The 23,384-nt window shown below is 74.7% G+C and carries 20 protein-coding genes; 4 read left to right on the plus strand and 16 right to left on the minus strand.

Features of this window, described 5'->3' with window-relative positions; all coding sequences use genetic code 11:
• The first annotated feature begins 356 nt into the window (after positions 1 to 356).
• Entirely contained in the window at positions 357 to 569 is a 213-nt protein-coding gene (locus tag CS2_RS06075; protein ID WP_046529151.1) for a DUF3073 domain-containing protein, read from the plus strand.
• A gap of 441 nt (positions 570 to 1,010) precedes the next feature.
• Here CS2_RS06075 and purM read toward each other — a convergent pair whose 3' ends face one another.
• The 10 genes from purM to CS2_RS06130 all read right to left on the minus strand — a co-directional run bounded on the left by purM (position 1,011) and on the right by CS2_RS06130 (position 12,603).
• Complete coding sequence (gene purM / locus CS2_RS06085; protein WP_070319303.1) at positions 1,011 to 2,132, minus strand: phosphoribosylformylglycinamidine cyclo-ligase; 1,122 nt, start codon at positions 2,130 to 2,132, stop codon at positions 1,011 to 1,013.
• On the minus strand, positions 2,129 to 3,676 hold the full coding sequence (gene purF / locus CS2_RS06090; protein ID WP_046529154.1) for an amidophosphoribosyltransferase: 1,548 nt from the start codon (positions 3,674 to 3,676) through the stop codon (positions 2,129 to 2,131). The genes purM and purF overlap by 4 nt, the downstream gene beginning before the upstream one ends.
• A gap of 88 nt (positions 3,677 to 3,764) precedes the next feature.
• On the minus strand, positions 3,765 to 4,169 hold the full coding sequence (locus tag CS2_RS06095) for a histidine kinase (RefSeq protein ID WP_233421084.1): 405 nt from the start codon (positions 4,167 to 4,169) through the stop codon (positions 3,765 to 3,767).
• 187 nt (positions 4,170 to 4,356) lie between these two features.
• Positions 4,357 to 4,734 carry a sterol carrier family protein gene (locus tag CS2_RS06100; protein WP_046529155.1) on the minus strand — a complete coding sequence of 126 codons (378 nt, stop codon included), beginning with the start codon at positions 4,732 to 4,734 and terminating at the stop codon, positions 4,357 to 4,359.
• Positions 4,735 to 5,064: 330 nt separating this feature from the next.
• On the minus strand, positions 5,065 to 6,402 hold the full coding sequence (gene gdhA, locus CS2_RS06105) for an NADP-specific glutamate dehydrogenase (protein ID WP_046529156.1): 1,338 nt from the start codon (positions 6,400 to 6,402) through the stop codon (positions 5,065 to 5,067).
• Between the two features lie 264 nt (positions 6,403 to 6,666).
• Positions 6,667 to 8,031 (minus strand): glycoside hydrolase family 6 protein, encoded by a 1,365-nt coding sequence (locus CS2_RS06110; RefSeq protein WP_070319304.1) that lies wholly within the window; start codon positions 8,029 to 8,031, stop codon positions 6,667 to 6,669.
• A 258-nt stretch (positions 8,032 to 8,289) separates the two neighbouring features.
• Positions 8,290 to 9,396: a ribosome small subunit-dependent GTPase A gene (rsgA, locus tag CS2_RS06115; RefSeq protein ID WP_082739919.1), complete on the minus strand. Its 1,107-nt coding sequence runs from the start codon at positions 9,394 to 9,396 to the stop codon at positions 8,290 to 8,292.
• A gap of 72 nt (positions 9,397 to 9,468) precedes the next feature.
• On the minus strand, positions 9,469 to 10,296 hold the full coding sequence (locus tag CS2_RS06120; RefSeq protein WP_070319305.1) for a M15 family metallopeptidase: 828 nt from the start codon (positions 10,294 to 10,296) through the stop codon (positions 9,469 to 9,471).
• Complete coding sequence (locus tag CS2_RS06125; RefSeq protein ID WP_070319306.1) at positions 10,293 to 11,777, minus strand: RNB domain-containing ribonuclease; 1,485 nt, start codon at positions 11,775 to 11,777, stop codon at positions 10,293 to 10,295. The genes CS2_RS06120 and CS2_RS06125 overlap by 4 nt, the downstream gene beginning before the upstream one ends.
• A gap of 85 nt (positions 11,778 to 11,862) precedes the next feature.
• Positions 11,863 to 12,603 carry an alpha/beta fold hydrolase gene (locus CS2_RS06130; protein ID WP_070319307.1) on the minus strand — a complete coding sequence of 247 codons (741 nt, stop codon included), beginning with the start codon at positions 12,601 to 12,603 and terminating at the stop codon, positions 11,863 to 11,865.
• Positions 12,604 to 12,673: 70 nt separating this feature from the next.
• On the opposite strand from CS2_RS06130, the gene CS2_RS06135 reads away from it, so the two are divergent.
• The gene (locus CS2_RS06135) at positions 12,674 to 13,402 is read left to right on the plus strand and encodes a helix-turn-helix transcriptional regulator (RefSeq protein ID WP_070319308.1); all 729 of its coding nucleotides are present in this window, start codon (positions 12,674 to 12,676) and stop codon (positions 13,400 to 13,402) included.
• A gap of 71 nt (positions 13,403 to 13,473) precedes the next feature.
• Here the strand turns inward: CS2_RS06135 and cobA are convergent, their stop codons facing one another.
• The 6 genes from cobA to CS2_RS06165 form a co-directional block, all read right to left on the minus strand.
• Positions 13,474 to 14,700 carry a uroporphyrinogen-III C-methyltransferase gene (gene cobA, locus CS2_RS06140; RefSeq protein WP_070319309.1) on the minus strand — a complete coding sequence of 409 codons (1,227 nt, stop codon included), beginning with the start codon at positions 14,698 to 14,700 and terminating at the stop codon, positions 13,474 to 13,476.
• Positions 14,697 to 15,041 (minus strand): nitrite reductase small subunit NirD, encoded by a 345-nt coding sequence (gene nirD / locus CS2_RS06145; RefSeq protein WP_070319310.1) that lies wholly within the window; start codon positions 15,039 to 15,041, stop codon positions 14,697 to 14,699. The genes cobA and nirD overlap by 4 nt, the downstream gene beginning before the upstream one ends.
• Entirely contained in the window at positions 15,038 to 17,620 is a 2,583-nt protein-coding gene (gene nirB, locus CS2_RS06150) for a nitrite reductase large subunit NirB (protein ID WP_070319311.1), read from the minus strand. The genes nirD and nirB overlap by 4 nt, the downstream gene beginning before the upstream one ends.
• 121 nt (positions 17,621 to 17,741) lie before the next feature.
• On the minus strand, positions 17,742 to 19,079 hold the full coding sequence (locus CS2_RS06155) for an ABC transporter substrate-binding protein (RefSeq protein WP_070319312.1): 1,338 nt from the start codon (positions 19,077 to 19,079) through the stop codon (positions 17,742 to 17,744).
• A 47-nt stretch (positions 19,080 to 19,126) separates the two neighbouring features.
• Positions 19,127 to 20,038, minus strand: a complete 912-nt coding sequence (locus CS2_RS06160; protein ID WP_233421085.1) for a carbohydrate ABC transporter permease — start codon at positions 20,036 to 20,038, stop codon at positions 19,127 to 19,129.
• A complete protein-coding gene (locus tag CS2_RS06165; protein ID WP_217997368.1) occupies positions 20,035 to 20,982 on the minus strand; it encodes a carbohydrate ABC transporter permease in 948 nt (315 codons plus the stop codon). Before CS2_RS06165 ends, CS2_RS06160 begins: the two co-directional genes overlap by 4 nt.
• A 271-nt stretch (positions 20,983 to 21,253) precedes the next feature.
• Here CS2_RS06165 and CS2_RS06170 point away from each other — a divergent pair, with 271 nt between their 5' ends.
• Both CS2_RS06170 and CS2_RS06180 read left to right on the plus strand, forming a co-directional pair.
• A complete protein-coding gene (locus tag CS2_RS06170) occupies positions 21,254 to 22,321 on the plus strand; it encodes a LacI family DNA-binding transcriptional regulator (protein ID WP_046530779.1) in 1,068 nt (355 codons plus the stop codon).
• Positions 22,322 to 22,556: 235 nt separating this feature from the next.
• Complete coding sequence (locus tag CS2_RS06180; RefSeq protein WP_070319314.1) at positions 22,557 to 23,384, plus strand: alpha/beta hydrolase; 828 nt, start codon at positions 22,557 to 22,559, stop codon at positions 23,382 to 23,384.

Raw genomic sequence — 23,384 nt, forward strand, 5'->3', positions numbered from 1 at the left:
GAGTTCGGAGAGCGAACGCGGCCGTCACGGGCCACACGAGGGGCCCAACGAGGGGGTGAATGTGATGTACCTCACAGTCAGGACGTCCGCATTGTGGTATCTGGGGGGTCGAAGTCCGGACCTGACGGGTGAGATGTCGGGCGCGCGAGTCACAGCGGGCGACGCACCGCCGTCACGGCCGTCCTGAACGCCCGACCAGCACGAGGTGCGATCGTGGCCGACCCCACCCGCGCGCAGGTGGTCGGAATGGATGACGACCATGTACCGTTGCCACACGAAGAGACTGATACAGCACCCCGGGGCCGCACGTGTGAGCACGGAGCCGCCCCGCTTCCACGTTAGAGGGGGTCGATGCCATGGGGCGCGGCCGTCAGAAGGCAAAGCAGACGAAGGTCGCTCGGGAGCTGAAGTACTTCAGCCCCGACACGAACTACCGGGCTCTCGAGCAGGAGCTCTCGTCTCGCCGCCACAACGACGTCGTCACGGACAGCCGCCGCAGCGCGGTGGACACGGACGACAGCGAGCCCGCCGGCTGGGACCGCTGGCCCTCGGAGGACGACGAGCGCTGACCGCGTTCGGGTCGTACGGGTGCGGTTCCCCTCGGCACCCGTCGGCTTCTCTCGTCCGACGCTGACGTGTGAGCACACCGTCGACGGTCGTCGTGCGTCGAGCACGCGCCGAGTCGACGACGGAGGTGCTGTCGTCGTGCGCTCGTCGGCGCCGCCTCGTCGAGGCGGCGCCGACCTGCACCCGGCGTCCGTCGTCGACCGTTCGAACGCCCCGACCCGGCCGCCGGCCCGCCGCGCGGTGCGTCCCGCGCCGCCGTCCGGTCGCGCACGGCGTGCGGCGCGCGTCCGACCGTGCCGCGACGTCGGGGCCGCTCCGCCGACCCCGCTCGCGAAGGCTGCCGTCACCGGCCCGGCGAGCGCCCGCATCGCGGCGCCAGCGCCGTCGGACGCGGAGCGCGAGCCGACTGCGACGCGGAGCCCGCGCCGGGGTCGCCGTGCCGGTCAGACGGTGCGGTAGGTGCCGTGCATCCGCACCGCACCACCCTGCACACCCTTGGTGCCGGCGACCACGTCGATGGCGGTCGCGTCCTCGTCGCGCCACGCACGGACCGAGCCGAGCACCCACGCGGGCATGCCGAGCTCGCGCGCCGCGCGCTGCACGTCGTCCGCGACGTCGGCCGCGACGACCGCCACCATGCCGACGCCCAGGTTCAGCGTGCCCTCGAGGTCGCCCCACGGCACCTGCCCGAGCCCCTGCACCAGCGAGAACACCGGCGGCAGCACCCACGAGGCGCGGTCCACGTCCGCGACGAGACCCGCCGGGAGGACGCGCGCGACGTTCGCCGCGAGCCCACCGCCGGTGACGTGCGAGAACACGTGCACGCCCGCCACGCCGAACCGCTCGACGAGCGCGAGGCAGTCGGACGCGTAGACGCGCGTCGGCTCGAGCAGCTCGGCGCCCAGCGTGCGCCCGAGCTCGTCCACGTGCCGGTCCAGGCCCCAGCCCGCCACCTGCACGACGCGGCGCACCAGCGAGTAGCCGTTGGAGTGCAGGCCCGACGACCCGAGCGCGACCAGCACGTCACCCTCGCGCACGCGCTCGGGCCCCAGCAGCTCGTCGGCCTCGACCGCGCCCGTCGCGGCGCCCGCGACGTCGTACTCGTCGGGGCCGAGCAGCCCCGGGTGCTCGGCGGTCTCGCCGCCGACCAGCGCGGTGCCCGCGACCGAGCAGGCAGCCGCGATGCCGCGCACGACGTCGGCGATGCGCTCCGGCACGACCTTGCCGCACGCGATGTAGTCGGTCATGAACAGCGGCCGTGCGCCCACCACGACGATGTCGTCCACGACCATGCCGACCAGGTCGAACCCGATCGTGTCGTGCACGTCCATGGCCTGGGCGATCGCGACCTTCGTGCCCACGCCGTCGGTGGACGTCGCGAGCAGCGGCCGGCGGAACGCCGTCAGCGCGGACGCGTCGTACAGCCCGGCGAACCCGCCGACGCCGCCCAGCACCTGCGGGCCGTGCGTCGCGCGCACCGCGTCCTTCATGAGCTCGACGGCCTTGTCGCCGGCTTCCGTGTCGACACCGGCCGACGCGTACGTCACCGGCTGCGGGGCGCTCACGGGTGCTCCAGCGCGGACGCGCCACCGGACGTCGGGACGATCGACAGCAGGCCGTCCTCGGGCTGGCCGAGCGGCAGCTCGTTCTGCTCGAGCAGGTGCTTGCCGAGCTGCTCGCTCGGCGGCAGCTCGATGGGGTACACGCCGCTGAAGCAGGCCGTGCACAGCTGCGACGCGGGCTGCTCGGTCGCAGCGATCATGCCGTCCTCCGACAGGTATCCGAGCGAGTCGGCGCCGAGCGACTGCGCGATCTCGCGCACCCCCAGGCCGTTCGCGATGAGCTCGGCGCGCGACGCGAAGTCGATGCCGTAGAAGCACGGCCACTTCACCGGCGGTGCCGTGATGCGGATGTGGACCTCGGCCGCGCCGGCCTCGCGCAGCATCCGCACGAGCGCGCGCTGCGTGTTGCCGCGCACGATCGTGTCGTCGACGACCACGAGGCGCTTGCCGCGGATGACGTCCTTCAGGGGGTTGAGCTTGAGGCGGATCCCCAGCTGGCGCAGCGTCTGCGACGGCTGGATGAAGGTGCGACCGACGTACGCGTTCTTCGTCAGGCCCTGCCCGAACGTGATGCCGGACTCCGCGGCGTACCCGACGGCGGCGGGCGTGCCGGACTCGGGCACGGGGATCACGAGGTCGGCCTCGACCGGGTGCTCGACGGCCAGGCGGCGCCCCATCGCGACGCGCGCCGCGTGCACCGACCGCCCCTTGATCGCGGTGTCGGGGCGCGCGAGGTACACGTACTCGAACACGCAGCCCGCGCGGTCGACGGGCGCGAACCGCGTCGAGCGCAGACCGTCGGAGTCGATCGCGATGAACTCGCCGGGCTCGACCTCGCGCACGTACGACGCACCGACGATGTCGAGCGCGGGCGTCTCGGAGGCGACCACCCAGCCGCGCTCGGTCCGGCCGAGGACCAGCGGTCGCACGCCCTGCGGGTCGCGCGCCGCGTAGAGCGTGCGCTCGTCCATGAACACGAGGCAGAACGCGCCGCGCAGGCGCGGCAGCACCTCGAGCGCCGTGGCCTCGAGCGTGTGGTCCGGGTCGCCGGCGAGCAGCGCCGTGATGAGCGCCGTGTCGGTCGTGTTGCCGCGCGCGAGCTCGCCGCGCCGCTGGCTGCCGTACCGCTCTGCGACGAGGTCGACGAGCTCGGCGGTGTTGGTGAGGTTGCCGTTGTGGCCGAGCGCCACCGTACCGGCGGCCGTCGGGCCGAGCGTCGGCTGCGCGTTCTCCCACGTCGACCCGCCGGTCGTCGAGTAGCGCGTGTGCCCGATCGCGATGTGCCCCTGCAGGGCGTTCAGCGCGGTCTCGTCGAACACCTGGGAGACCAGCCCCATGTCCTTGTAGACGAGGAGCTGGGAACCGTTCGACGTCGCGATGCCAGCCGACTCCTGACCCCGGTGCTGGAGCGCGTAGAGCCCGAAGTAGGTGAGCTTCGCGACCTCCTCACCGGGAGCCCAGACGCCGAAGACCCCGCAGGCGTCCTGCGGGCCTTTCTCGCCGGGTAGAAGGTCGTGGTTGAGACGTCCGTCTGCGCGGGGGGCCACGGGACCATGGTCGCACACCCCGCAGGGGGCGGGTCCACCCGGTCCGCGAGGCGTCGCACCCACCGCGCTCGGGGTGCGTCCTCCCAGGTCAGGGCCGCACGGAACGCTGCGCGCGGCGCGCGCTGCGACGGTCGACGAACGCCGCGACGCCACCGCCGGCGAAGCAGCCCACGACCGCGCCGGTCAGCGCGAGCAGCCAGCGCACGCCGTTCTGACCGCCGAGGAACGGCAGCACGCCGCCGTCGTCGGACGCCACCCCGCTGCTGCCCGCGGTCGCGAACGCGACGACCAGCGCGACGACGACGCCCACGAGGGCACCGGTCACCATGAACGCGCGGTACCGCGGGGCACGCCGCACGGTCGCGGGCGTCGCGATGCGCTCGAGCTCGGCCTCGGACGGCACGTCACCGGGCACGTCGGGGCGCGCGACGTCACCGGGCACGCCGTCGGTCTCGTCGGGGCGCGCGTCGTCGGGGCGGGGGGCGTCGGGCACCCACCGATCCTAGGTCAGCCCCTCCGGCGGCCCCGCCTCACCAGCGACGGACACCGTCCCGACGCGACGGACACGTGCACGCCCCTGTCCGTCGGTCCGCGAGCCTGTCCGTCGGCGGGGAGAGGGCGAAGAGGTGGCACGCGGGCGGCGGTGGGCCGGGGCGGTAGAGCGGGTGCGGGGCGGACGGTCAGCGGGGGCGGGCGGCCTGCAGCGGCAGGAGCCCGGCGAGGTCGGCGCGCTCGCCCGACGCCTGCACGCGACCCGAGGCCAGGGCGTCGTCCCAGGTGAGGTCGCCGGTGACGAGCCGCAGCCACGTGACGGGGTCGGTCTCGACGACGTTGGGCGGCGTGCCGCGCGTGTGCCGGGGGCCCTCGACGGCCTGCACGGCGCCGTCGGGCGGCACGCGCACCTCGACCGAGTTCCCCGGCGCGACGTCGGCGAGCTCCTCGAGCGCGAACCGCACGGCCGTGCGGCGCGTCGCGAGCGGCACGCCGTCGGGGTCGGCGCGCCACGCCTGCAGCGCGGCGCGGCCGTCGGCGGGGTCGGTACGTCGGCGGGGCGGCACGCCCCCATCCTCCCCCACACGGCACGGCGGATGCCGCGCGCTGCGACACGGTGATCGGTCGCCCCGCGGCACCTCCGCGACGACCGATGACGGGCTCACCCGCCGGAGCCCGCCACCCCCGCGCCCACCCCGCGACCCGTCGCGCACCCGACAGCCGCCGCACGACCGATCACGGGCTCACATGAGGACGGCCCATGCCGCGATCCGTCGCGCAGACGCGCGCCGACCGACGACGACCCCGTGAACGGTCGCGTGCCGGAGCCGGCGGGCGCGACCGATCACGGGGGCGTCGGGCGGACGGGCCGGCCGGGGCCGGACGGGTCAGAGGCGTCAGACGACGCCGAGGGCGAGCATCGCGTCGGCGACCTTGGTGAAGCCCGCGATGTTGGCGCCGAGCACGTAGTTGCCGGGGTGGCCGTACTCCTCGGCGGTCTCGGCGCAGCGGTCGTGGATGCGCGCCATGATGCCGGCGAGCCGCTCCTCGGTGTGCTCGAACGACCACGAGTCGCGCGTCGCGTTCTGCTGCATCTCGAGCGCGGACGTCGCGACGCCACCGGCGTTGGCCGCCTTGCCGGGCGCGTAGAGCACGCCCGCGTCCTGCAGGAGCGCGACGGCCTCGGGCGTCGTGGGCATGTTGGCGCCCTCGGCGACCGCGAGCAGACCCGCGTCGACCATGCGCTTGGCGTCCCGCTCGTCGAGCTCGTTCTGCGTCGCGCACGGCAGCGCGACCTGCGCGTCGACCTGCCACACGCGCGCGTCGGCGACGTAGTGCGCACCGGGGCGGCTGTCGACGTACGCCGAGACGGGCTTGCGCTCGACGTCGCGCACCTGGCGCAGGACGTCGAGGTCGATGCCCTTCTCGTCGACGACGTAGCCGCGCGAGTCGGAGCACGCGACGACGTGCGCGCCGAGCGCCTGCGCCTTCTCGATCGCGTGGATCGCGACGTTGCCCGACCCGGAGACGACCACGCGCATGCCGTCGAACGACAGGCCGCGTGTCGCGAGCATGCGCTCGGCGAACAGCACGGTGCCGTACCCGGTGGCCTCGGTGCGGACGAGCGAGCCGCCCCACGTGACGCCCTTGCCGGTGATGACGCCCGACTCGTAGCGGTTGGTGATGCGCTTGTACTGGCCGAACAGGTAGCCGATCTCGCGGCCGCCGACGCCGATGTCGCCCGCGGGCACGTCGGTGTGCTCGCCGATGTGCCGGTACAGCTCGGTCATGAACGACTGGCAGAACCGCATGACCTCGCCGTTGGACCGGCCGCGCGGGTCGAAGTCGGACCCGCCCTTGCCACCGCCGATGGGCATGTCGGTGAGCGAGTTCTTGAAGACCTGCTCGAAGCCCAGGAACTTGACGATGCCGAGGTACACCGACGGGTGGAACCGCAGGCCGCCCTTGTACGGGCCGAGCGCGGAGTTGAACTCGACGCGGAAGCCGCGGTTGATGCGCACGTGCCCCGAGTCGTCGACCCACGGCACGCGGAAGATGATCTGCCGCTCGGGCTCGCACAGGCGCTCGAGCACCGCGGCGTCGACGTAGTGCGGGTTCCGGTCCAGCACGGGACCCAGGCTCTCGAACACCTCGGTGACCGCCTGGTGGAACTCGCGCTCGCCGGGGTTCCGGGCGAGCACCTGCTCGAGGGCGTGCTGCAGCTGCAGCTTCATGTCGACTCCGCTCTGCTCAGCGAGGATCGGGAAACTGGTCGAGCCTAGAGCCGCACGTCCGTCTCCTGGACAGGACGTCCGGTCCGTGGTCGTCCGGGTTTCGCGCGAGCGTACGCCGGGGGTGCTCTCGCGGGTCCGTGCGCCGACGCGACGAGGCCGCGGGCACCCGGTGCGGGGTGCCCGCGGCCTCGTCCCGCCGCACGGCGGGCGGTGCTGCGCCGGTGCGGGTGGTGCGGCGACGCGAGCGTCACCGCACCACCGCGGTCACCACTTCGCGTTGCGCGCGAGCTCGAGCGCGATCTCCTGCCACCAGGCACCGGCCGACGGGCCGCCGTTGCACGTGCCGTCGGACTCGCCGGGGCGCTTGATCCACAGCAGCGCGTCGAGGCCGGAGCCGTCGTTCACCGCGACGGGCTTGTCACCCAGCGCGCGGCCGCGCGGGTTGCACCACTCGCTGCCGCTCGCGCCGTTGCCGTTGCGCGAGGTGTCGATGACGAACCGCTTGCCGCCCGTGAGCCGCGAGATCTCCTGGCCGTAGGCCTTGGCCTCGGCGGTGGTGCGGTAGTTGGAGACGTTGAGCGAGAACCCGACGGCGTCGCTGAAGCCGACGCGGTTGAGGCGGTTGGCGGCCTCCGACGCCGAGAGCCACGCCGAGTTGCCGGCGTCGATGTACACGCGGGCACCCTTGGCGGTCAGGGACTTCGCGGCGTACTGCAGGAAGCCGACGCGGTCGCCCTGGCCGGCGCAGTCGCCGAGCTGCGCGAGCGCGTCGGGCTCCAGGACGACCCACGGGTTGCCCTGGATGCCGGCCGCGACGGTGTCGACCCAGCGCGCGTACTCGGAGGTCGCGACGCCGCCGCCGGAGTACGAGCCGCAGTCGCGCCCGGGGATCGCGTAGACGACGATCTGCGCGGTCTTGCCGGCCGTGCGGGCGCGGCCGGTGTAGTCGCGGACCGTCGCCTGCGTCTCGGCGGCGCTCGCCCAGTCGCCGATCCACAGCGCCTGCGGCGTGAGGGCGATCTTGGCGAGCAGGTTCTTGTCGTTGCCGGACGCGGCCTGCCACGCGGCGTAGGCGGCGGTCTCGGGGTCGACGTAGAACTGGCTGCTCGACACCGGCGGCGTGGTCGGCTGGGTCGTCGGCTGCGTCGTGGGCTGCGTCGTCGGCTGCGTCGTCGGCTGCGTCGTCGGCTGCGTGACGCCACCGGTGCACGTCGTGCCGTTGAGCGTGAACGACGCGGGCACGCCGTTGCTGCCGCTCCACGAGCCGTTGAAGCCGAACTGCGCCGAGGCGCCGGTGCCGAGGCTGCCGTTCCACCCGACGTTCTTGGCGGAGACCTGCGAGCCGATGGTCGAGACGGTGGCGTTCCACGCCTGCTGGACGCTCTGGCCGTTCGGGAAGGTCCAGCGCAGGTCCCACGACGACACGGGGTCGCCGAGGTTGGTGACGGTGACGGTGGCGCCGAACCCGCCGGACCACTGGCTCGACACGGCGTAGTCGACGCGGCAGCCGGCCGCGGCCTGCGCGGCGGTCGCCGTGAGCGCGCTGAGGCCGGCGGTCGCGACCGCCGCGGCGGCGGTGGCCGCGACGACCGTGCGCCGCAGGCGCGACACGTTCGATCGGGGGGACATGGGCTCTCCTCGGGTGGGTCGACGTGGGGTGCGCACCGGTGCGGCACGGCCGCGGCCGGCACCCCCGGGACGGGCGTCGTCGTCGACGCGCCTGCCCGGGCGACCTGTCGATCACACCCGAGGCGGGTGAGGGATGGCGAGCGCTGCGGGGCCTCCTAATCGTTTCGGCATCGTGACTCGGTGCCGTCGAACCGGTTCGCCGACCGGCAGCGCTCCCAGCGCCCCGACCTGCGCCTCCACGTCCGTCAGGGCCCGACGTCAGCCGCGCGCTCCCCGCGGGCCGCGCACGCGCCGGTGGTACTCGCGCGTGGCCTGCTTGCGCCGCTCGCGCTCCTGCGCCGCGAGCCGCGCGTCCGCCCGGCGGGCCTGGTGCGCCGCCTCCGCGAGCAGGTGCCGCCAGCTCGTCAGCCGACGCTCGCTCAGCTCACCGTCGGCCACCGCGGCGCGCACCGCGCAGCCCGGCTCCGTCTCGTGCGCGCAGTCGCGGAACCGGCACGCCGCCGCGAGCGCGGCGACGTCGGCGAACGCCGCGTCGATCGCGTCGGGCTCGGCGACCAGACCGACGCCACGGACGCCGGGCGTGTCGATGAGGACGGCGCCGCCGGGCAGCGGCACGAGCTCGCGGTGCGTCGTGGTGTGCCGCCCACGGCCGTCCGCGCGCGCCTCGCCCGTCGCCATCACGTCACGACCCACGACCGCGTTGACCAGCGTCGACTTGCCCGCACCCGACGGCCCCACCACCACGAGCGCGACCCCCGGCTCGAGCAGGTCGCGCACCGCGTCGAGCCCGCGCCCGGTCACGACGCTCACGACGTGCACGTCGACGCCCACCGCCAGCTCGGCGACCTGCGCGGCCATGCCGTCCGGGTCCGGCACGAGGTCCGCCTTGGTGAGGACCACGACCGGGCGAGCGCCCGAGCGCCACGCGAGCGTCAGCAGCCGCTCGACGCGCCCCGGCGCCGGGTCGGGGTCGAGGTGCTCGACGACCAGCACGACGTCGACGTTCGCCGCCACGACCTGCTCGAGCGACGTGCGTCCCGCGGAGTCCCGCACGAGCGCCGTGCGCCGCTCGTGCAGCGCGACGACGCGCGGCTCCCCTCCCGTGACGTCGACCTCCTCGACGTCGACCACGTCGCCCACCGCGGGCGGCACGGGCGTGCCGTCGGGCAGCGGCACGAGACCGTCACGGGGCACGGCCGCGTGCCGCGGCTCGGCCGTGAGGTCGTCGGCGGGCACGACCCGCACCGCACCCCGGTCCACTCGCACGACGCGGGCGCGCGACGGCCCGCCGTCGGCGGCGGCCGACGGCGCGACGGACGGTGCGTGCTCGGACGCGGCGGCGTCGGACGCGGTGGGGTCGGGCATGGCCGCGACGGTAGGCCGCTCGCCCCGCGCCCGGCACGCGGATTTCCGCGGTCCGCGGCCCGCGCTCGCGGGTCAGCCGCCGGCGTAGACCGGCCCGCCGGGCACCCCGAACGCCTCCTCGAGGGAGCCGACGCCCGCGCCGTGCAGGTACGCGGCCAGGTCGCGGCCGACCCACCGCAGGTGCCAGCCCTCGGGCGCGTAGCCCGTGACCTCGGTGTTCGCCTCGGTGTAGCGCACGACGAACCCGAACTCCCAGGCGTGCTCGGCGAGCCACGCGCCCTCGGCGGTCTGCGCGAAGCAGGACTGCAGGTCGCAGCCCGGCTGCGTGCCCGAGCCGAGGTCGACCGCGAGCCCGGTCTGGTGCTCGGAGAACCCCGGCCGGGCCGAGTACCGCTCGGCGTGCTCGAACCCGCGACGGGCCTCGATGGCCGCACGGGTCGCCGCCTGGTCCCGGTACGACCGGTACCCCGAGAGGACCCCGAGGCGCGCGCCGGCGGGTGCGGCGGCCTCGACCATCGCCGCGAGGTCGGGCGCGACGTCGGCGCGCAGCTGCACGCCGGGCGCGACGTCGACCAGGTCGGGCGGCACGTGCTCGGCGGGGACCGGGTGCTGCTTGTTGACGACGACCCAGGGGCTGGTCGGGTCGGTCGTGGAGTGGCGCGTGAGGTCGAACGCCGGTGCGGACGGCTCGGGCGCAGGGGCGGGCGCCTCGGGCGTCGGGTCGGCCGGCGTCGGGGCCGTCGTGGGCGCGGTGAGCACGCCCTCCCAGGACACGGTCGCGACGGCGGGCGGCGGCTCGGGGTCCGCACCCCACAGCCCCGCGGCCGCACCGACCCCCGCGACGAGCGCCGCGACGCCGAGCGGCACGCCCACGGCCCGCAGGACGGTCCGGCGCGTCACGGCGTCACGAACCGCACGCGCCGCTGCGGCACCGAGACCTCGTCGAGCCGCGCGTCGAGCGCGCCGCCCAGCGGGAGCGGACCGTCGTGCGAGGTCACGCGCGCGACGACCGCGGGCTCGCGCAGCTGCAGCGCACCGCGTGCGCGGCCCTCGCGGGGCTCGTCCGCGTCGACGACGACGCCGGAGAACGTCGCGCCGACGTGCGGCGCGAGCACGACCGCCTCGACGAGGTCGAGCACGCCGCGGTCGAAGGCGCCCAGGCGACGGCCGGCCGCGGACATCGTGGCCGGCAGGCCCGGCAGCGCGGCGGTCGCCCAGTCGGGGACGTCGCGGCCCGCGACCGCCGCGAGGCAGACCTCGGTGCCGTAGCGGTCGACCAGCCGCCGCAGCGGGGCGGTGACGTGCGCGTAGGGCGCGCGGATCGCGGCGTGCTCGGCCGCGTCGCCCGTGGGCGCGGCCACGTCGCCGCCGAACGCCGTGTACCCGGCGCCGCGGAACAGGGTCGTGGCCTCGTTGAGGAACGCGGCGTGCGGGCCGCGCCGCGAGTCGAGGGTCGGCAGCAGCTCGGCGTAGGGCACGGACTCGGGCCAGTCGATGCCGAGCGCGACGGCCGTGCGGCGCAGCCGGGCGACGTCGCGCGGGTCCGCGGGCGGCAGCGTCCGCAGCACGCCGACGCCCGTGTCGAGCATGATCCGCGCGGCGACGACGCCCGTGAGCAGCGAGACCTGCGCGTTCCAGCCCTCGACGGGCAGGGTCGCGCGGAACCGCAGGCCGTACGTGCCGTCGTCGGCGCGCACGACCTCCTGCTCGGGCACGTCGAGGGACGCGCCGCCCCGCGCGCGCTCGCGCTCCTCGCGCAGCCGGCCGACCGCGGCGACGCCCTGCAGCACGTCGTCGGCGGTGCCCGCGTCGAGGTCGCGCTGCACCTGGTCGTACGCGAGCTGGGCGCGGCTGCGCACGAGCGCGCGCTCGACGTGCACGTCGGTGGGCTCGCCGTCGGCGTCGAGGTCGACGCGCCACAGCACGGCCGGGCGGTCCTGGTCGGCGAGCAGGCTCGCGGCACCCTCCGACAGCACGGCCGGGTGCAGCGGCACGCGCCCGTCGGGGCTGTAGCAGGTCAGGCCGCAGCGGTGCGTCTCGGCGTCGAGCGGCCCGCCGGGCACGACGAACGCCGCGACGTCCGCGATCGCGTAGTGCACGCGCCAGCCCGCGCCGTGGCGCGCGACGTGCACGGCCTGGTCGAGGTCGGTCGAGCCCGCGGGGTCGATCGTGACGAGCGGCAGGTCGGTGCGGTCGGCGCGGTCCCCGGGCGCGTGGCCGCCGGCCGGCAGCGCACGCGCGGCGTCCGCCGCCTCGGCGAGCGCGGCCGGCGGGTAGGTCACGGGCAGCTCGACCTCGGCGCGCAGGGCCGCGAGCCCGGCAGCGACGGTGGTCGTGTCGTCGACGACGGGGGCGGGCAGACGGACGGGACGGCCGGGCACGGGGACGACTGTAGGCGCCCCCGGCGGCCGCCCGCCCGGCGGGAGCGGGGCGCGCGACGGCCCCGCCCCCGCCGGGGCGCGAGCCTCAGCCGGCCGCCCGGCGGGCGACCGCGGCGACGACGTCGGCGAGGTCCGCCGGGCGGCTCCACATGGGCCAGTGCCCCGTGGGAAGGTCGACGACGTCGACGTGCCGCAGCCCGGCGACCTCGGCGAACATCGGGTGCCCGGCGTCCGCGAGCTCGCGGACCTGGGCGCCGGTGATCGAGCAGCACACGAGGGTCGTGGGCACGTCGAGGCGGCGCGGGTCGGTCAGCTCGACGGCCTGCGTCAGGACGGGCCCGGGCTCGGGGACGGCGCGGTCGCGGAACCGCGCGAGGGCGTCGGCGTCCAGCCCGTCGAGGCTGGCCTGCGCGCCGAGCGCGTCGAGGTCGGGCAGCGGGAGCTCGACGAGGTCGGCGGGGGCGCCGGGCGCGAAGACCGCGCCGGGCGCCGCCGGTCCGCTGTCGACCCACACGACGTGCGTCACGAGGTCGGGGTGACGGTCGAGCAGCACGCTGACGGGCGCGTTGGCGCCGCTGTGCGCGACGAGCACGACGGGGTGCCCCGCCCCGGCGGCGGCGCGCACGGCGTCCTCGACGGCGGCGGTCTGGTCGTCGAGCGTGCGGGTCGCGCGGTCGGGGTCGTGCGGGTCGAGGCCGGGCAGCGTGAGGGCGGCGGTCGCGAGACCGGCGGCGTGCAGGTGGGTGACGACGTCGTCCCAGGCCCACGCGCCCAGCCAGTGGCCGGGGACGAGGACGACGGTCGGGGTGGTGTCGGGGGTGCTCATGCCTCGATCGTCGACCGGGGCCCGGACACCGTGGTGTCACCGTTTCCGGCACGATCTGTACCGTGGCCGGGTGAAGCGAGCCGAGCGCCTGCACGCGCTGTCCGAGATGCTGCGGCGCAGCGGTGCGCGCGGCTGCACCGCCGAGCGCCTGGCGGACGAGTTCGGGGTGTCGGTGCGCACCGTCAAGCGCGACGTCGCGGCGCTCGAGCGCAGCGGTGCACCCGTGTGGTCGCGGCCGGGTCCTGGCGGCGGCTACGGGCTCGCTGCCCGCGCGTCGCTGCCGCCCGTCAACCTCAGCCCGGCGCAGGCGGTCGCGCTGCTCGCGGCGGTCTCGGCCGCCCCGGACGCGCCGTACGCCGACCTGGCCGGCGCGGCCGTGCAGAAGGTGCTCGACGTGCTCGACCCGCGCACGCGCGACCGCGCGATGCAGCTCGCCGAGCGCGTGTGGGTCGACGCCCCGCCGGTGCCGAGCCGCGCGGTCCGGTCGGCGCTCGAGCAGGCGATGGCCGACCAGCACGTCGTGCGCATCGGCTACGCCGCGGGCGACGGCACGGTGTCCACGCGCGACGTCGAGCCCGTGCTGTTCGCGGCCGCGAACGGTTGGTGGTACCTCATCGGCTGGTGCCGCCTGCGCGACGCGATGCGCTGGTTCCGCCTGGACCGCGTGCACCGCGCGACCGTCACGACCGCCACGTGCAGCGGGCGCACCGTCGCCGAGGTCGGGGCGCCGCCGCCGCACGCACGGCCCGTGCACGGGCGGGCGCCGTCGCCGTCGCGCGCCGTCACGTCGCCCGGGTGAGGGGCCGGACCCTCCCGACCACGTCGAGCAGCAGCGCCTCCCGAGCGGCGAACGGGCGCCCGGTGCCCCGGTCAGGCGACCGGTCGGTCCAGGAGCCCCTCGGCCGTCACGTCCCCCACCACCACGACGCTCGGCGACCCGAGCCACGCCTCGGCGGCGCGCTGCGCGAGGGCGGCGAGCGGTGCGCGCACGACGCGCTGCCCGGGCAGGGTCGCGCGGGACACGACCGCGGCGGGCTGCGCGGGGTCGACGCCCGCCGCGAGGGCCTGCGCCGTGAGGCGGGGCAGGCCGGCCAGGCCCATGAGGACGACGACCGTGACGTCGGGGGCGCGCAGCGCGGCCAGGTCGACGTCGGTGAGCGCGCCGTGGCCGTTGACGACGTGCAGGCGCGCGCTCGTGCCGCGGTGCGTCACGGGGATGCCCGCCGCCTCGGCGGCGGCGACCGCGGACGTCACGCCGGGCACGACGCGCACGGGGACGCCCGCGGCGCGGCACGCGGCGACCTCCTCGCCGCCGCGTCCGAACAGGAACGGGTCGCCGCCCTTGAGCCGCACCACGCGGTGCCCGGCGAGCGCGTGCTCGACCAGCAGCGCGTCGATCTGCTCCTGCGGCACGGTGTGCCGCCCGGGGGCCTTGCCGACGTGCACGACCGCGACGTCGTCGGCGAGCTCGTCGAGCACGGACGTCGGGCCGAGCCGGTCGGTGACGACCACGTCGGCCTGCGCGAGCAGCGCCCGCGCGCGGACCGTCATGAGCGCGGGGTCGCCGGGCCCGCCGCCGACCAGCGCGACCTCGCCGGCGCGCAGCACGTCGTCGCCGCCGCTGCCGGGGCGCACCTCCCCCACGACGACGCCGCCCGCGGCGACGTGCGCGACGAGCCGGTCGCGCACCGCCACCGCGCGCCCCGGGTCGGGCGGGCCGTCGGTGAGCACGCCCAGGTGCAGGCCGGAGACGCGCGCGGCGGCGACCGTGCGGGCCGTGCCGCGCGACGCGTCGGACGCGACGACGCAGAACACGCGCCGCTCGTGCGCCCACGCCGCGAGCGCCGCGTCGACGTCGGCGACGCCCGTGCACGCGTGCACGAACCACACGTCGTCGAGGTCCGCGGCGCGCACCTCACGGCGGTGCACCTCGACGGCGTCGCCGAGGTCGTCGACGCCCGCGCCCACGTCGGGGGCCACGAGCCGCACGTGCGCGCCCTCGGCGACGGCCGCGCGGGCGCGTCGCACGCCGACGGGCCCGGCCCCCGCGACGAGCACCGTGCGGCCCGTCAGGTCGAGCCCCGCGAGCAGGGTCACGGCAGGACCCGGACGTCCTCGCCGTCGACGACCACGCGGTAGACCCGCAGGTCGACGGGGTCCTTGCCGACCGGGTCGAGGCACGCGCCCGTGCGCAGGTCCCACACCTGCTTGAGCAGGGGCGACGTGATGGTCGGGGCACCGGCGACGTCGCCGACGATGCCGCGGCTCAGCACGTTGGCGCCCGTGTACGGGTCGCGCTGCTGGACGGCCAGCACCTCGTCGGACGCGAGCCGGAACAGCGCGACCCGGTCCTCGCCCACGAGGGCGCCGGTGCCGCACTCGGGCAGCAGGTCGTCGACCGCGCACACGCGGACGCCCTCGGCGGGGACCGTGCTCATCGCTCCTCCTGGGTGCCGGCGGCACGCGCGGACAGCAGGTCGGGGTAGCCCTGCTCGTCGGGTCGGGCCGGGCGCGCCTGCCCGCGCACGGGCACGTACGACAGGTCGGTGTCGGTCGCGTCGGGCGCGTTGACGTACGGCGTGAAGCGCCGCAGCATCTCGGGGTCCTCGAGGGTCGCGCGCCACTCGTCGACGTACGCGCCGACGTGCCGCGCGACCTCGGCCTCGAGCTCGGCGCCGATGCCGTCGGCGTCGTCCACCAGGACGCGGCGCAGCGCGTCGATGCCGCCCGGGTAGGACGCGACCCACGGCGCGGTGCGCTGCAGACGGTCGGCGCTGCGCACGTACAGCGCGAGGAACCGGTCGATGACCTGGATCAGACGGTCGTCGTCGAGGTCCTCCGCGAGCAGGTCGGCGTGCCGGGGCGTGAAGCCGCCGTTGCCGCCGACGTACACGTTCCAGCCCTTCTCGGTCGCGATCACGCCGACGTCCTTGCCGCGGGCCTCGGCGCACTCGCGCGCGCAGCCCGAGACGCCGACCTTGAACTTGTGCGGCGCGCGCAGGCCGCGGTACCGCAGCTCGAGGCGCACGGCCATGGTCGAGGAGTCCTGCACGCCGAACCGGCACCACGTCGACCCGACGCACGTCTTCACGGCGCGCAGCGACTTGCCGTACGCCTGCCCGGACTCGAAGCCCGCGTCGACCAGGCGCCGCCAGATCTCCGGGAGCTGGTCCTGCCGCGCACCGAACATGCCGAGCCGCTGCGCGCCCGTGACGCGCGTGAACAGCCCGAAGTCGTGCGCGATCTGCGCGAACGCGAGCAGCTTCTCGGGCGTGACCTCGCCGCCGGGCATGCGCGGGACCACCGAGTAGGTGCCGTCCTTCTGCATGTTGCCCAGCAGGCGGTCGTTGGTGTCCTGCAGCGTGACCTGGTCGGGCTGCAGCACGTGCCCGATGCCCAGCGAGGACAGGATCGACGCGACGACCGGCTTGCAGACCGCGCAGCCGCGGCCCTGCCCGTGCCGCGCGACGATCTCGGAGAACGTCCGCAGCCCCTCGGCGCGCACGAGCGCGTACAGCTCGGCGCGCGGCATGCCGAAGTGCTCGCACATGGCCTTCGAGACCGTGAACCCGGCCTTCTCGAGCGTGCCGTTGACGACCTTGGTGAGCAGCGGCACGCACGACCCGCAGACCGTGCCCGCGCGCGTGCAGGTCTTGACCTCGCCGACGCTGCGGCAGCCGTGCTCGGTGACGGCGGCGCGCACGGTGCCGACCGACACGTGGGAGCACGAGCACAGCACGACGTCGTCGGGCAGGTCGGTCTGCACGGGCGCGGCACCGCCGGCGGGCGCGAGGAACGCCGACGGGTCGGCGCCCAGCGGCCGGCCCAGCAGCGGGCGCAGCTGCGAGTACAGCTCGATGTCGCCGACGAACACGCCGCCGAGCAGCACGCGCGCGTCGTCGGACACCACGAGCTTGCGGTAGGTGCGCGCGACCGGGTCGGCGAACGTCACCTCGAGCGCGCCGGGCGTCAGGCCGAGGACGTCGCCGAACGCCGCGGCGTCGACCCCGACGCCCTTGAGCTTGGTGCCGTCCGCGGCCTTGGCGTAGACCGCGTCGCCGCCGAACAGCCGGTCGACGACGACGTCGGCCATCGCGTTGCCGGGGGCCACCAGGCCGGCGCACTCGCCGTCGTGGCTCGCGACCTCGCCGATCGCCCAGACCGCCGGGTCCTCGGTGCGGCACGTGGGCCCGACCACGACGCCGCCGCGCTCGGCGACGGGCAGGCCGCCCTCGCGCGCGAGGCGGTCGCGCGGGCGGATGCCCGTGGAGTAGACGACGACGTCGGCCGGCAGCACCTCGCCGTCGGACAGCTCGAGGCCCGCGACCGTGCCCTCGTCCCCCGCGAGCACGCGGCTCGCCGCGGTCGACGTGCGGATCTCCATGCCGAGCTCGGTGACCAGGACGCGCAGCGCCTCGCCGCCGCCCGCGTCGAGCTGCACGGCCATGAGCCGGTCGGCGAACTCGACGACGGTCGGCGCGACGCCGAGCGTGCCGAGCGCGGCCGCGGCCTCCAGACCCAGCACGCCGCCGCCGACGACGACGCCCCGCAGCGGGCGCCCGAGCGCGGCGGCCCGGCCCTCGACCCACGTGCGCAGGTCGACCAGGTCGGCGAGCGTGCGGTAGCGCAGCACGCCGGGCAGGTCGGTGCCCTCGGCGCGCGGCACCCACGCCCACGAGCCCGTCGCCAGCACGAGCTGGTCGTACGGCTCGACGCGGCCCGACGCGGTGGTGACGGTCTGCGCGGCGCGGTCCAGCGCGACGACGCGGTCGCCCGTGACGAGCGTCGCGCGCGGGTCGTCCCACACGCTCGTGTCGAGCACGAGGTCCTCGGGGGTCCGACCGGCGAACACCTCGGACAGGTGCACGCGGTCGTAGGGGGCGTGCGGCTCGTCGCCGATCACCGTGAGGGTCCAGTCGCCGTCGCGGCGGCAGAGCTGCTCCGCGAACCGGTGCGCGACCATGCCCGCACCGACGACGACCACGCGGCCGGGGGCTGCCGCCAGGTCTGCTGTCATGCCCCGAGTTTTCAACGGTCCGGCCGTGGGTAAGTGGGCCGAACGGCCCACCGTACGGGCCGGGGGCGCGGGTGGGCCGCGGGCCCGGGCGCCGGGGGTACCGACGCCCGGGCACCCGCGACTACTGGCCGAGCTGGTTCTGCAGGTCCTTCTGCGCCTGGTCGAGGGCCTGCTGCGGCGCGACGCCGTTCTCGTAGACCTCGGTCAGGGTGGTGGTCGTGAAGAGGTTGTTCAGCGTCGGCAGGTTCGGGTTGGCGAAGCCGTCGAAGTGGCCGATGCCGTCCTTGACCTCGTTGAGCACGTCGAACAGGTTCGTGCGGAAGTACTTGTTGAACTTGTTCTCCGGGTCCTTCGTGACCGCCTCGTCCTCCCACACCGACATGTTGACGGGGTCGAAGCCGAGGACCTCCCACACGGCGACGTTCGCCTCGGGCGACAGCTTGGCGAACGCGAGCCACTCCGCCGCGAAGTCCTTCTTCGGCGACGACTCGATGACGGCCGTCCCGGTGCCGCCGCCACCGATCGTGGCGACCTCGCCGCCCTCGACGACGGGCGCCGGGGCGATCGCGACGTCACCGGCGAGGTCGGGCATGTAGTCGACGAAGCGCGACGTGTACCAGGCGGGGTACACGACGGCGGCGTAGTCGCCGCTGTTGATGACGCCGAACGCCTGCTCGTCGTCGGGGCTGCCGCCGGGGATGGTGGAGATGGCGCCCGCGTCGAGCATGGCCTTCTGCATCTCGAACGCCTTGACGACGTCGGGGTTGGCGACGTCGACGTCGCCGTCCTCGTCGAAGAAGTTGCCCCCGAGCTGCGCGACGATGAGCGGCTCGACGAAGTTGACGGACGTGCTGGCGACGCCGAACGCCTTGCCGGTCGCCTGGTGGTACGTCGCGCCGGCCTCCGAGAAGTCGTCCCAGGTCTCGATGGTCGTGTAGTCGATCCCGGCCTCCTCGAGCAGGGCGGCGTTGTAGAAGGTCACGAACGCCCCGACGTGCATGGGGAAGCCGAGGATCTTGTCCGCGCGGGTGTAGAGGTCGAGCCGCGCCTGGACGATGTCGTCCTGGTAGGGCTTGGCGGCCTCGGACAGGTCCATGAGCGGGGTGCGGCCGTCCGCGGACACGAAGTTGCCGAACTTGTTGACCTCGATGTCGACGACGTCCGGCAGTCCGGAGCCCGAGTTGACCGCGAGCTGCAGCTTGTTGTGCATGTCCTGGTACGGGTAGACGGTCACGTCGAGGTCGACGGGACGGTCGGGGTTCTGCTCGTTCCACTCCTCGGCCATCTGCTCGTAGTAGTCCGCGTGGAGCTCGGCGAACACCCACATGTCGAGCGCGGTGGCCTCGCCGTCGGCCGGGGCCGCCGCGGGCTCGTCCGAGCCGCCGCTGCACGCCGAGAGCATGAGCGCGCCTGCCAGGCCGGCCGCGACGAGCGCCGGGTACCTGCGTGGTCCTGCCATGGTGGTGACTCCGTTTCGTTGTGTGGTGCGGGTGGCGGGGTGGACGATCAGCCCTTGAGCGCCCCCGCCGTCATCCCGGCGACGAAGAATCGCTGGAAGCAGAGGAAGAGCACGAGGACGGGCAGCAGGGAGAAGAAGGACCCGATGATCAGCAGGTCGTAGTTGTTCCCGTACGGCGTGAGCAGGGTGTTCAGACCGATGGGCAGCGTGAACTTCTCCGCGGAGCGCAGCACCAGCAGGGGCCACAGGAAGTTGTTCCACGTGACCATGCCGTTGAGGATCCCCATGGCGGCCAGCGCCGGCCGCGAGATGGGCAGGACGACCTTGAAGAAGATGCCGAACTCGGTGACGCCGTCGACGCGGCCCGCCTCGAGCAGCTCCTTGGGGATCCCCGTGAAGTACTGCCGGAAGAAGAAGATCGTCACGGACGCCGCGAGGAACGGGAGGACGATGACGGCGTACGAGTCCGCGAGCCCGAGGTCGTTCACCATGACGTACAGCGGCAGCATCATGATCTCGAACGGCACGGTCATCAGGAGCAGCACCGCGATGAACGCGGCGGTCTTGCCCTTGAAGTCGTACATCGCGAACCCGTAGGCGACGAACGAGCTGACGAGCAACGTGCCGGCCACCTGGACGACCGTGAGTCCCACCGAGTTGGCGAACCACCGGAAGTACAGGCCGGAGTCGGTGAGGAGCATGACGTAGTTGTCGAGCCGGAACGACGAGACGTCGACGTCGAGCCGCAGGCCGCTGCGCATGATCTCGCCGCCGTCCTGGAACGTGCCGACGAAGATGACCGCGAGGGGCACGAGGACGATGAGGCCGATGACCGCGAGGAAGACGCTCTGGATCGTCACGAACATCGCGCGCGGCAGCGGGTACCGGCGGCGGCCGGGGCCGCTCGTGGCGCGCTCCGCCGACGCGCCGGGCATGGTCGTGGTGGTCGGCGCGCTCATCGGGACTCCTTCTTGAACGTGCCGGTGAGGGTGAGGTAGGTGAGGTTGATCGCCATGATCACGACGAGCAGGACCACCCCCACGGCGGACGCGTAGCCGAGGTCGTTCTCCTCGATGCCGCGGCGGTACAGGTAGCCGACGACCGTCAGGCCCTGGTTGTTCGGGGAGCTGTTGCCGGCGTAGAGCATGAAGCTCTCGAGGAACATCGCCAGGCCGCCGTAGATGCTGATGGTCGTGACGTAGACCATGGTCGGCTTGATGTTCGGCAGGGTGATGGAGAAGAACTGCCGGAGCTTGCCGGCGCCGTCGATCGACGCCGCCTCGTAGTACTCGTCGGGGATCGACTGCAGGCCGGACAGGAAGTACAGGATGTTGACGCCGGTGTAGCGCCAGGTCGCCAGCGAGAGCAGCGCGACGAGACCACCGATGTCGGTGCGCAGCCACCGCACGGGGTCCGCCCCGAACCAGGCGATCACCTGGTTGACCAGGCCCGTGCTCGTCTCGGCGAACATGAGCCGGAAGATGATGCCGGCCACGACCACGGACGTCAGGGCCGGGACGAACATCGACGCCTTGAAGAGGTTCTTCAGGCGGGGCGACCCGAGCCGCGCGTTGAGCACGACCGCGAGCAGCAGCGGGACGGGGATGAGGATGACGAGAGTGAGGACCATGTAGCGGGCGCTGTTGTACATCGCCTGCCAGAAGATCCGGTCCCGCCACAGCCGCTCGAAGTTGTCCGTGCCGACGAACGCGGCCTCGCCGAACATCACGTTCTGCGTGCTCATGACGAACGTGCGCACGAGCGGCACCGCCCAGAACGCGAGCAGCGTGACGACGAACGGCGCGATGAAGAAGTACGGGGCGAGGCGCTGCGAGTACAGCAGGTCCTTCCACCGGCCGGCGGCCGGTGCTCGGGACGCGAGGCGTCCTGGGGGCTGAGCCACTTCTTCTCCTCCTGCCTCCAAGGAGGCGCCCGGGTCGCTCGTCGTCGATGACGGGCCGAGCAGCGCCAGAGCACCGCCCCGAGAGGCGCGATGTGCCGTCGTCTCTGACGTTGAACACCGCTGACCTGGCCGTTTACGACGTCGTAATGGCTCGGCCACTATTGCTTCCCCGCGACGGACCTGTCAACCTCATGCCCATGACGAGAAGTCGGGCGCTCCGCCGGGCGCACCTCCCGGCACACCGGACGGCGGCTCCGGCGTGAAGGTGACGATGCACGACGTCGCCCAGCTGGCGGGTGTCTCCAACAAGACGGTCTCCAACGTCGTCAACGACCACCCGCACGTGAGCCCCGAGACCCGGGCGCGCGTGCAGCGCGCCATCGACGAGCTCGGCTACCGGCCCAACCTCTCCGCGCGCGGGCTGCGGTCCGGGCGCACGGGCGTCATCGGGCTGGCCGTCCCCCAGCTGCGCCAGCCCTACTTCGCCGAGCTCGCCGACGCCGTGATCGCGGCAGCCGAGCGTCGCGGCCTCAGCGTGATCATCGGCCAGGCCGGCGCCGACCGCGCGCACGAGACGGCCGTCCTGGCCAACGGCCTGCGGCAGACCGACGGTCTGCTCTTCAGCCCCGAGCACCTCGGCACCGAGGACCGCGGCCTCCTCGACGACGTGACCTACCCGCTCGTCCTGCTCGGCGAGCGCATCTTCGGCGGGCCGAACGACCACGTCACCATGCACAACGTCGAGGGCGCGCGGGCCGCGGTCGAGCACCTGCTGTCGCTCGGCCGGCGGCGCATCGCCGTCGTCGGTGCGCACCCCGACCGCCGCACGGGGCAGATGCGCCCCTCCGACCTGCGCGTCCGCGGCTACCGCGAGGCGCTCACGGTCGCGGGCGTGCCGGAGGACCCGCGCCTCGAGGTCGTCGTCGCGCCGTGGCTGCCCGTCAACGGCGTCGAGGCCACGCGCGAGCTCATCGCGTCGGGCGTCGAGTTCGACGCGGTCCTCGCGCTCAACGACAGCCTCGCCATCGGTGTGCTGCGCGCCCTCGCGGAGGCCGGCCGCCGCGTGCCTGACGACGTCGCGGTCATCGGGTTCGACGCGATCGCGGACGGCCGCTTCACCACGCCCTCGCTGTCCACCGTCGACCCCGGCCGCGAGGAGATCGCCGAGACGGCCGTCGCGATGCTCGTCGAGCGGATCGAGGACGGCGACCGCGCGCTGCGCCCCCGGCGCTTCCACAAGGCCGCGTTCCGCATCGTGGCCCGGGAGTCCACGGGCGCGAGCACCGACGTCGTGGGCCCGTGGCTGCCGCACCCGCCCGCGACGGACGGGCGCGACTGAGCTTCGCTCAGGGGGCGAGGCAGGAGACGGCCCGGTCGACCGCGCCCAGGTCGACCCGGACGTCCGCACCGGGGTCCGTCGGCGCCTCGACCCGCTGCGGCCCCGAGGCCGACGCCGTCGGCGGGACGCGCGCGACGTCTCACGTCGCGAGAAACCAGACCAAATTCATCTCCTTTTATCTGGAGCATGCCTACGCTGCGAGGAACCCGCTCGACCGCCCCGACAGGAGCCCGCCGTGACGACCGCCGCACACCCGGCAGCGACGCTGCGCACCTCCGCGCTGCGCACCTGGACCGAGCCCGTCGGCGGGCCCGACGCACGCGGCACCGTCGTCGTGCTGGTCGGCCGCGGCGAGACCCCCGAGGTCTACGAGCGGTTCGGTCGCCGCCTCGCCGCCGACGCCTACCGCGTCGTCGCCGTCGGCGAGGCCGACCCCGCACCGCAGGCCGTCGCCGCGCTGCTCACCACGCTCCCCGCCCCGCACGTCCTCGTCGGCACGGACGCGGGCGCACTCGCCGCCGCCCGCCTCGCGCGCGTGCTCGACGTCGCCGGCGTCGTGCTCGCCGGCGTGCCGACCGCCGCGGGCGTCCGCTCGCTCACGTGGGACGCCGAGCTCGACGCACGGTCCGCGTGCCCCGCCCACCAGCGCGTGCTCGCGCAGGCCACGCGCACGAGCCTGTTTGCCGACGTCACCGCGATCGTCGCCGCCGACCTCACCGACCCGCGCGACGCACCGCTGCCGGTGCCCGTGCTCGCGCTGCACGGCGAGGACGACCGCATCAGCCCCGCCGAGCACGCGGTCGCCGCCTACCGCACGCTGGGCGCGCGCCACGTGCTGCTCGTCACCGACGGCCGGCACGACGTGCTCAACGACGCGGCCCACCGCACGGTCGCCGGCGCCGTCGTGCAGTTCCTCGAGCGCGTCCGGCTCGGCGGCGACCTGCCGACGCTCGTGCGCGACGTCGCCCAGGACGCCGCGCGCGACGACGCGACCCCCGACCCGCTGCACGGCACCGGCGCGCCCGCCGCCGCCCGCGCACGCGCCCCGCGGGCGGTCGCGTGA

This window comes from Cellulomonas iranensis NBRC 101100 = JCM 18110, assembly GCF_001552375.1.
Taxonomy (GTDB): domain Bacteria; phylum Actinomycetota; class Actinomycetes; order Actinomycetales; family Cellulomonadaceae; genus Cellulomonas; species Cellulomonas iranensis.

Bases quoted from the DNA above. Each gene is read 5' to 3' on its own strand.
- CS2_RS06075 (WP_046529151.1), top strand. From the start codon at position 357: ATGGGGCGCGGCCGTCAGAAGGCAAAGCAGACGAAGGTCGCTCGGGAG.
- gdhA (WP_046529156.1), bottom strand. From the start codon at position 6,402: ATGAAGCTGCAGCTGCAGCACGCCCTCGAGCAGGTGCTCGCCCGGAAC.
- CS2_RS06110 (WP_070319304.1), bottom strand. From the start codon at position 8,031: ATGTCCCCCCGATCGAACGTGTCGCGCCTGCGGCGCACGGTCGTCGCG.
- rsgA (WP_082739919.1), bottom strand. From the start codon at position 9,396: ATGCCCGACCCCACCGCGTCCGACGCCGCCGCGTCCGAGCACGCACCG.
- CS2_RS06130 (WP_070319307.1), bottom strand. From the start codon at position 12,603: ATGAGCACCCCCGACACCACCCCGACCGTCGTCCTCGTCCCCGGCCAC.
- nirD (WP_070319310.1), bottom strand. From the start codon at position 15,041: ATGAGCACGGTCCCCGCCGAGGGCGTCCGCGTGTGCGCGGTCGACGAC.
- nirB (WP_070319311.1), bottom strand. From the start codon at position 17,620: ATGACAGCAGACCTGGCGGCAGCCCCCGGCCGCGTGGTCGTCGTCGGT.
- CS2_RS06155 (WP_070319312.1), bottom strand. From the start codon at position 19,079: ATGGCAGGACCACGCAGGTACCCGGCGCTCGTCGCGGCCGGCCTGGCA.
- CS2_RS06160 (WP_233421085.1), bottom strand. From the start codon at position 20,038: ATGAGCGCGCCGACCACCACGACCATGCCCGGCGCGTCGGCGGAGCGC.
- CS2_RS06170 (WP_046530779.1), top strand. From the start codon at position 21,254: ATGCACGACGTCGCCCAGCTGGCGGGTGTCTCCAACAAGACGGTCTCC.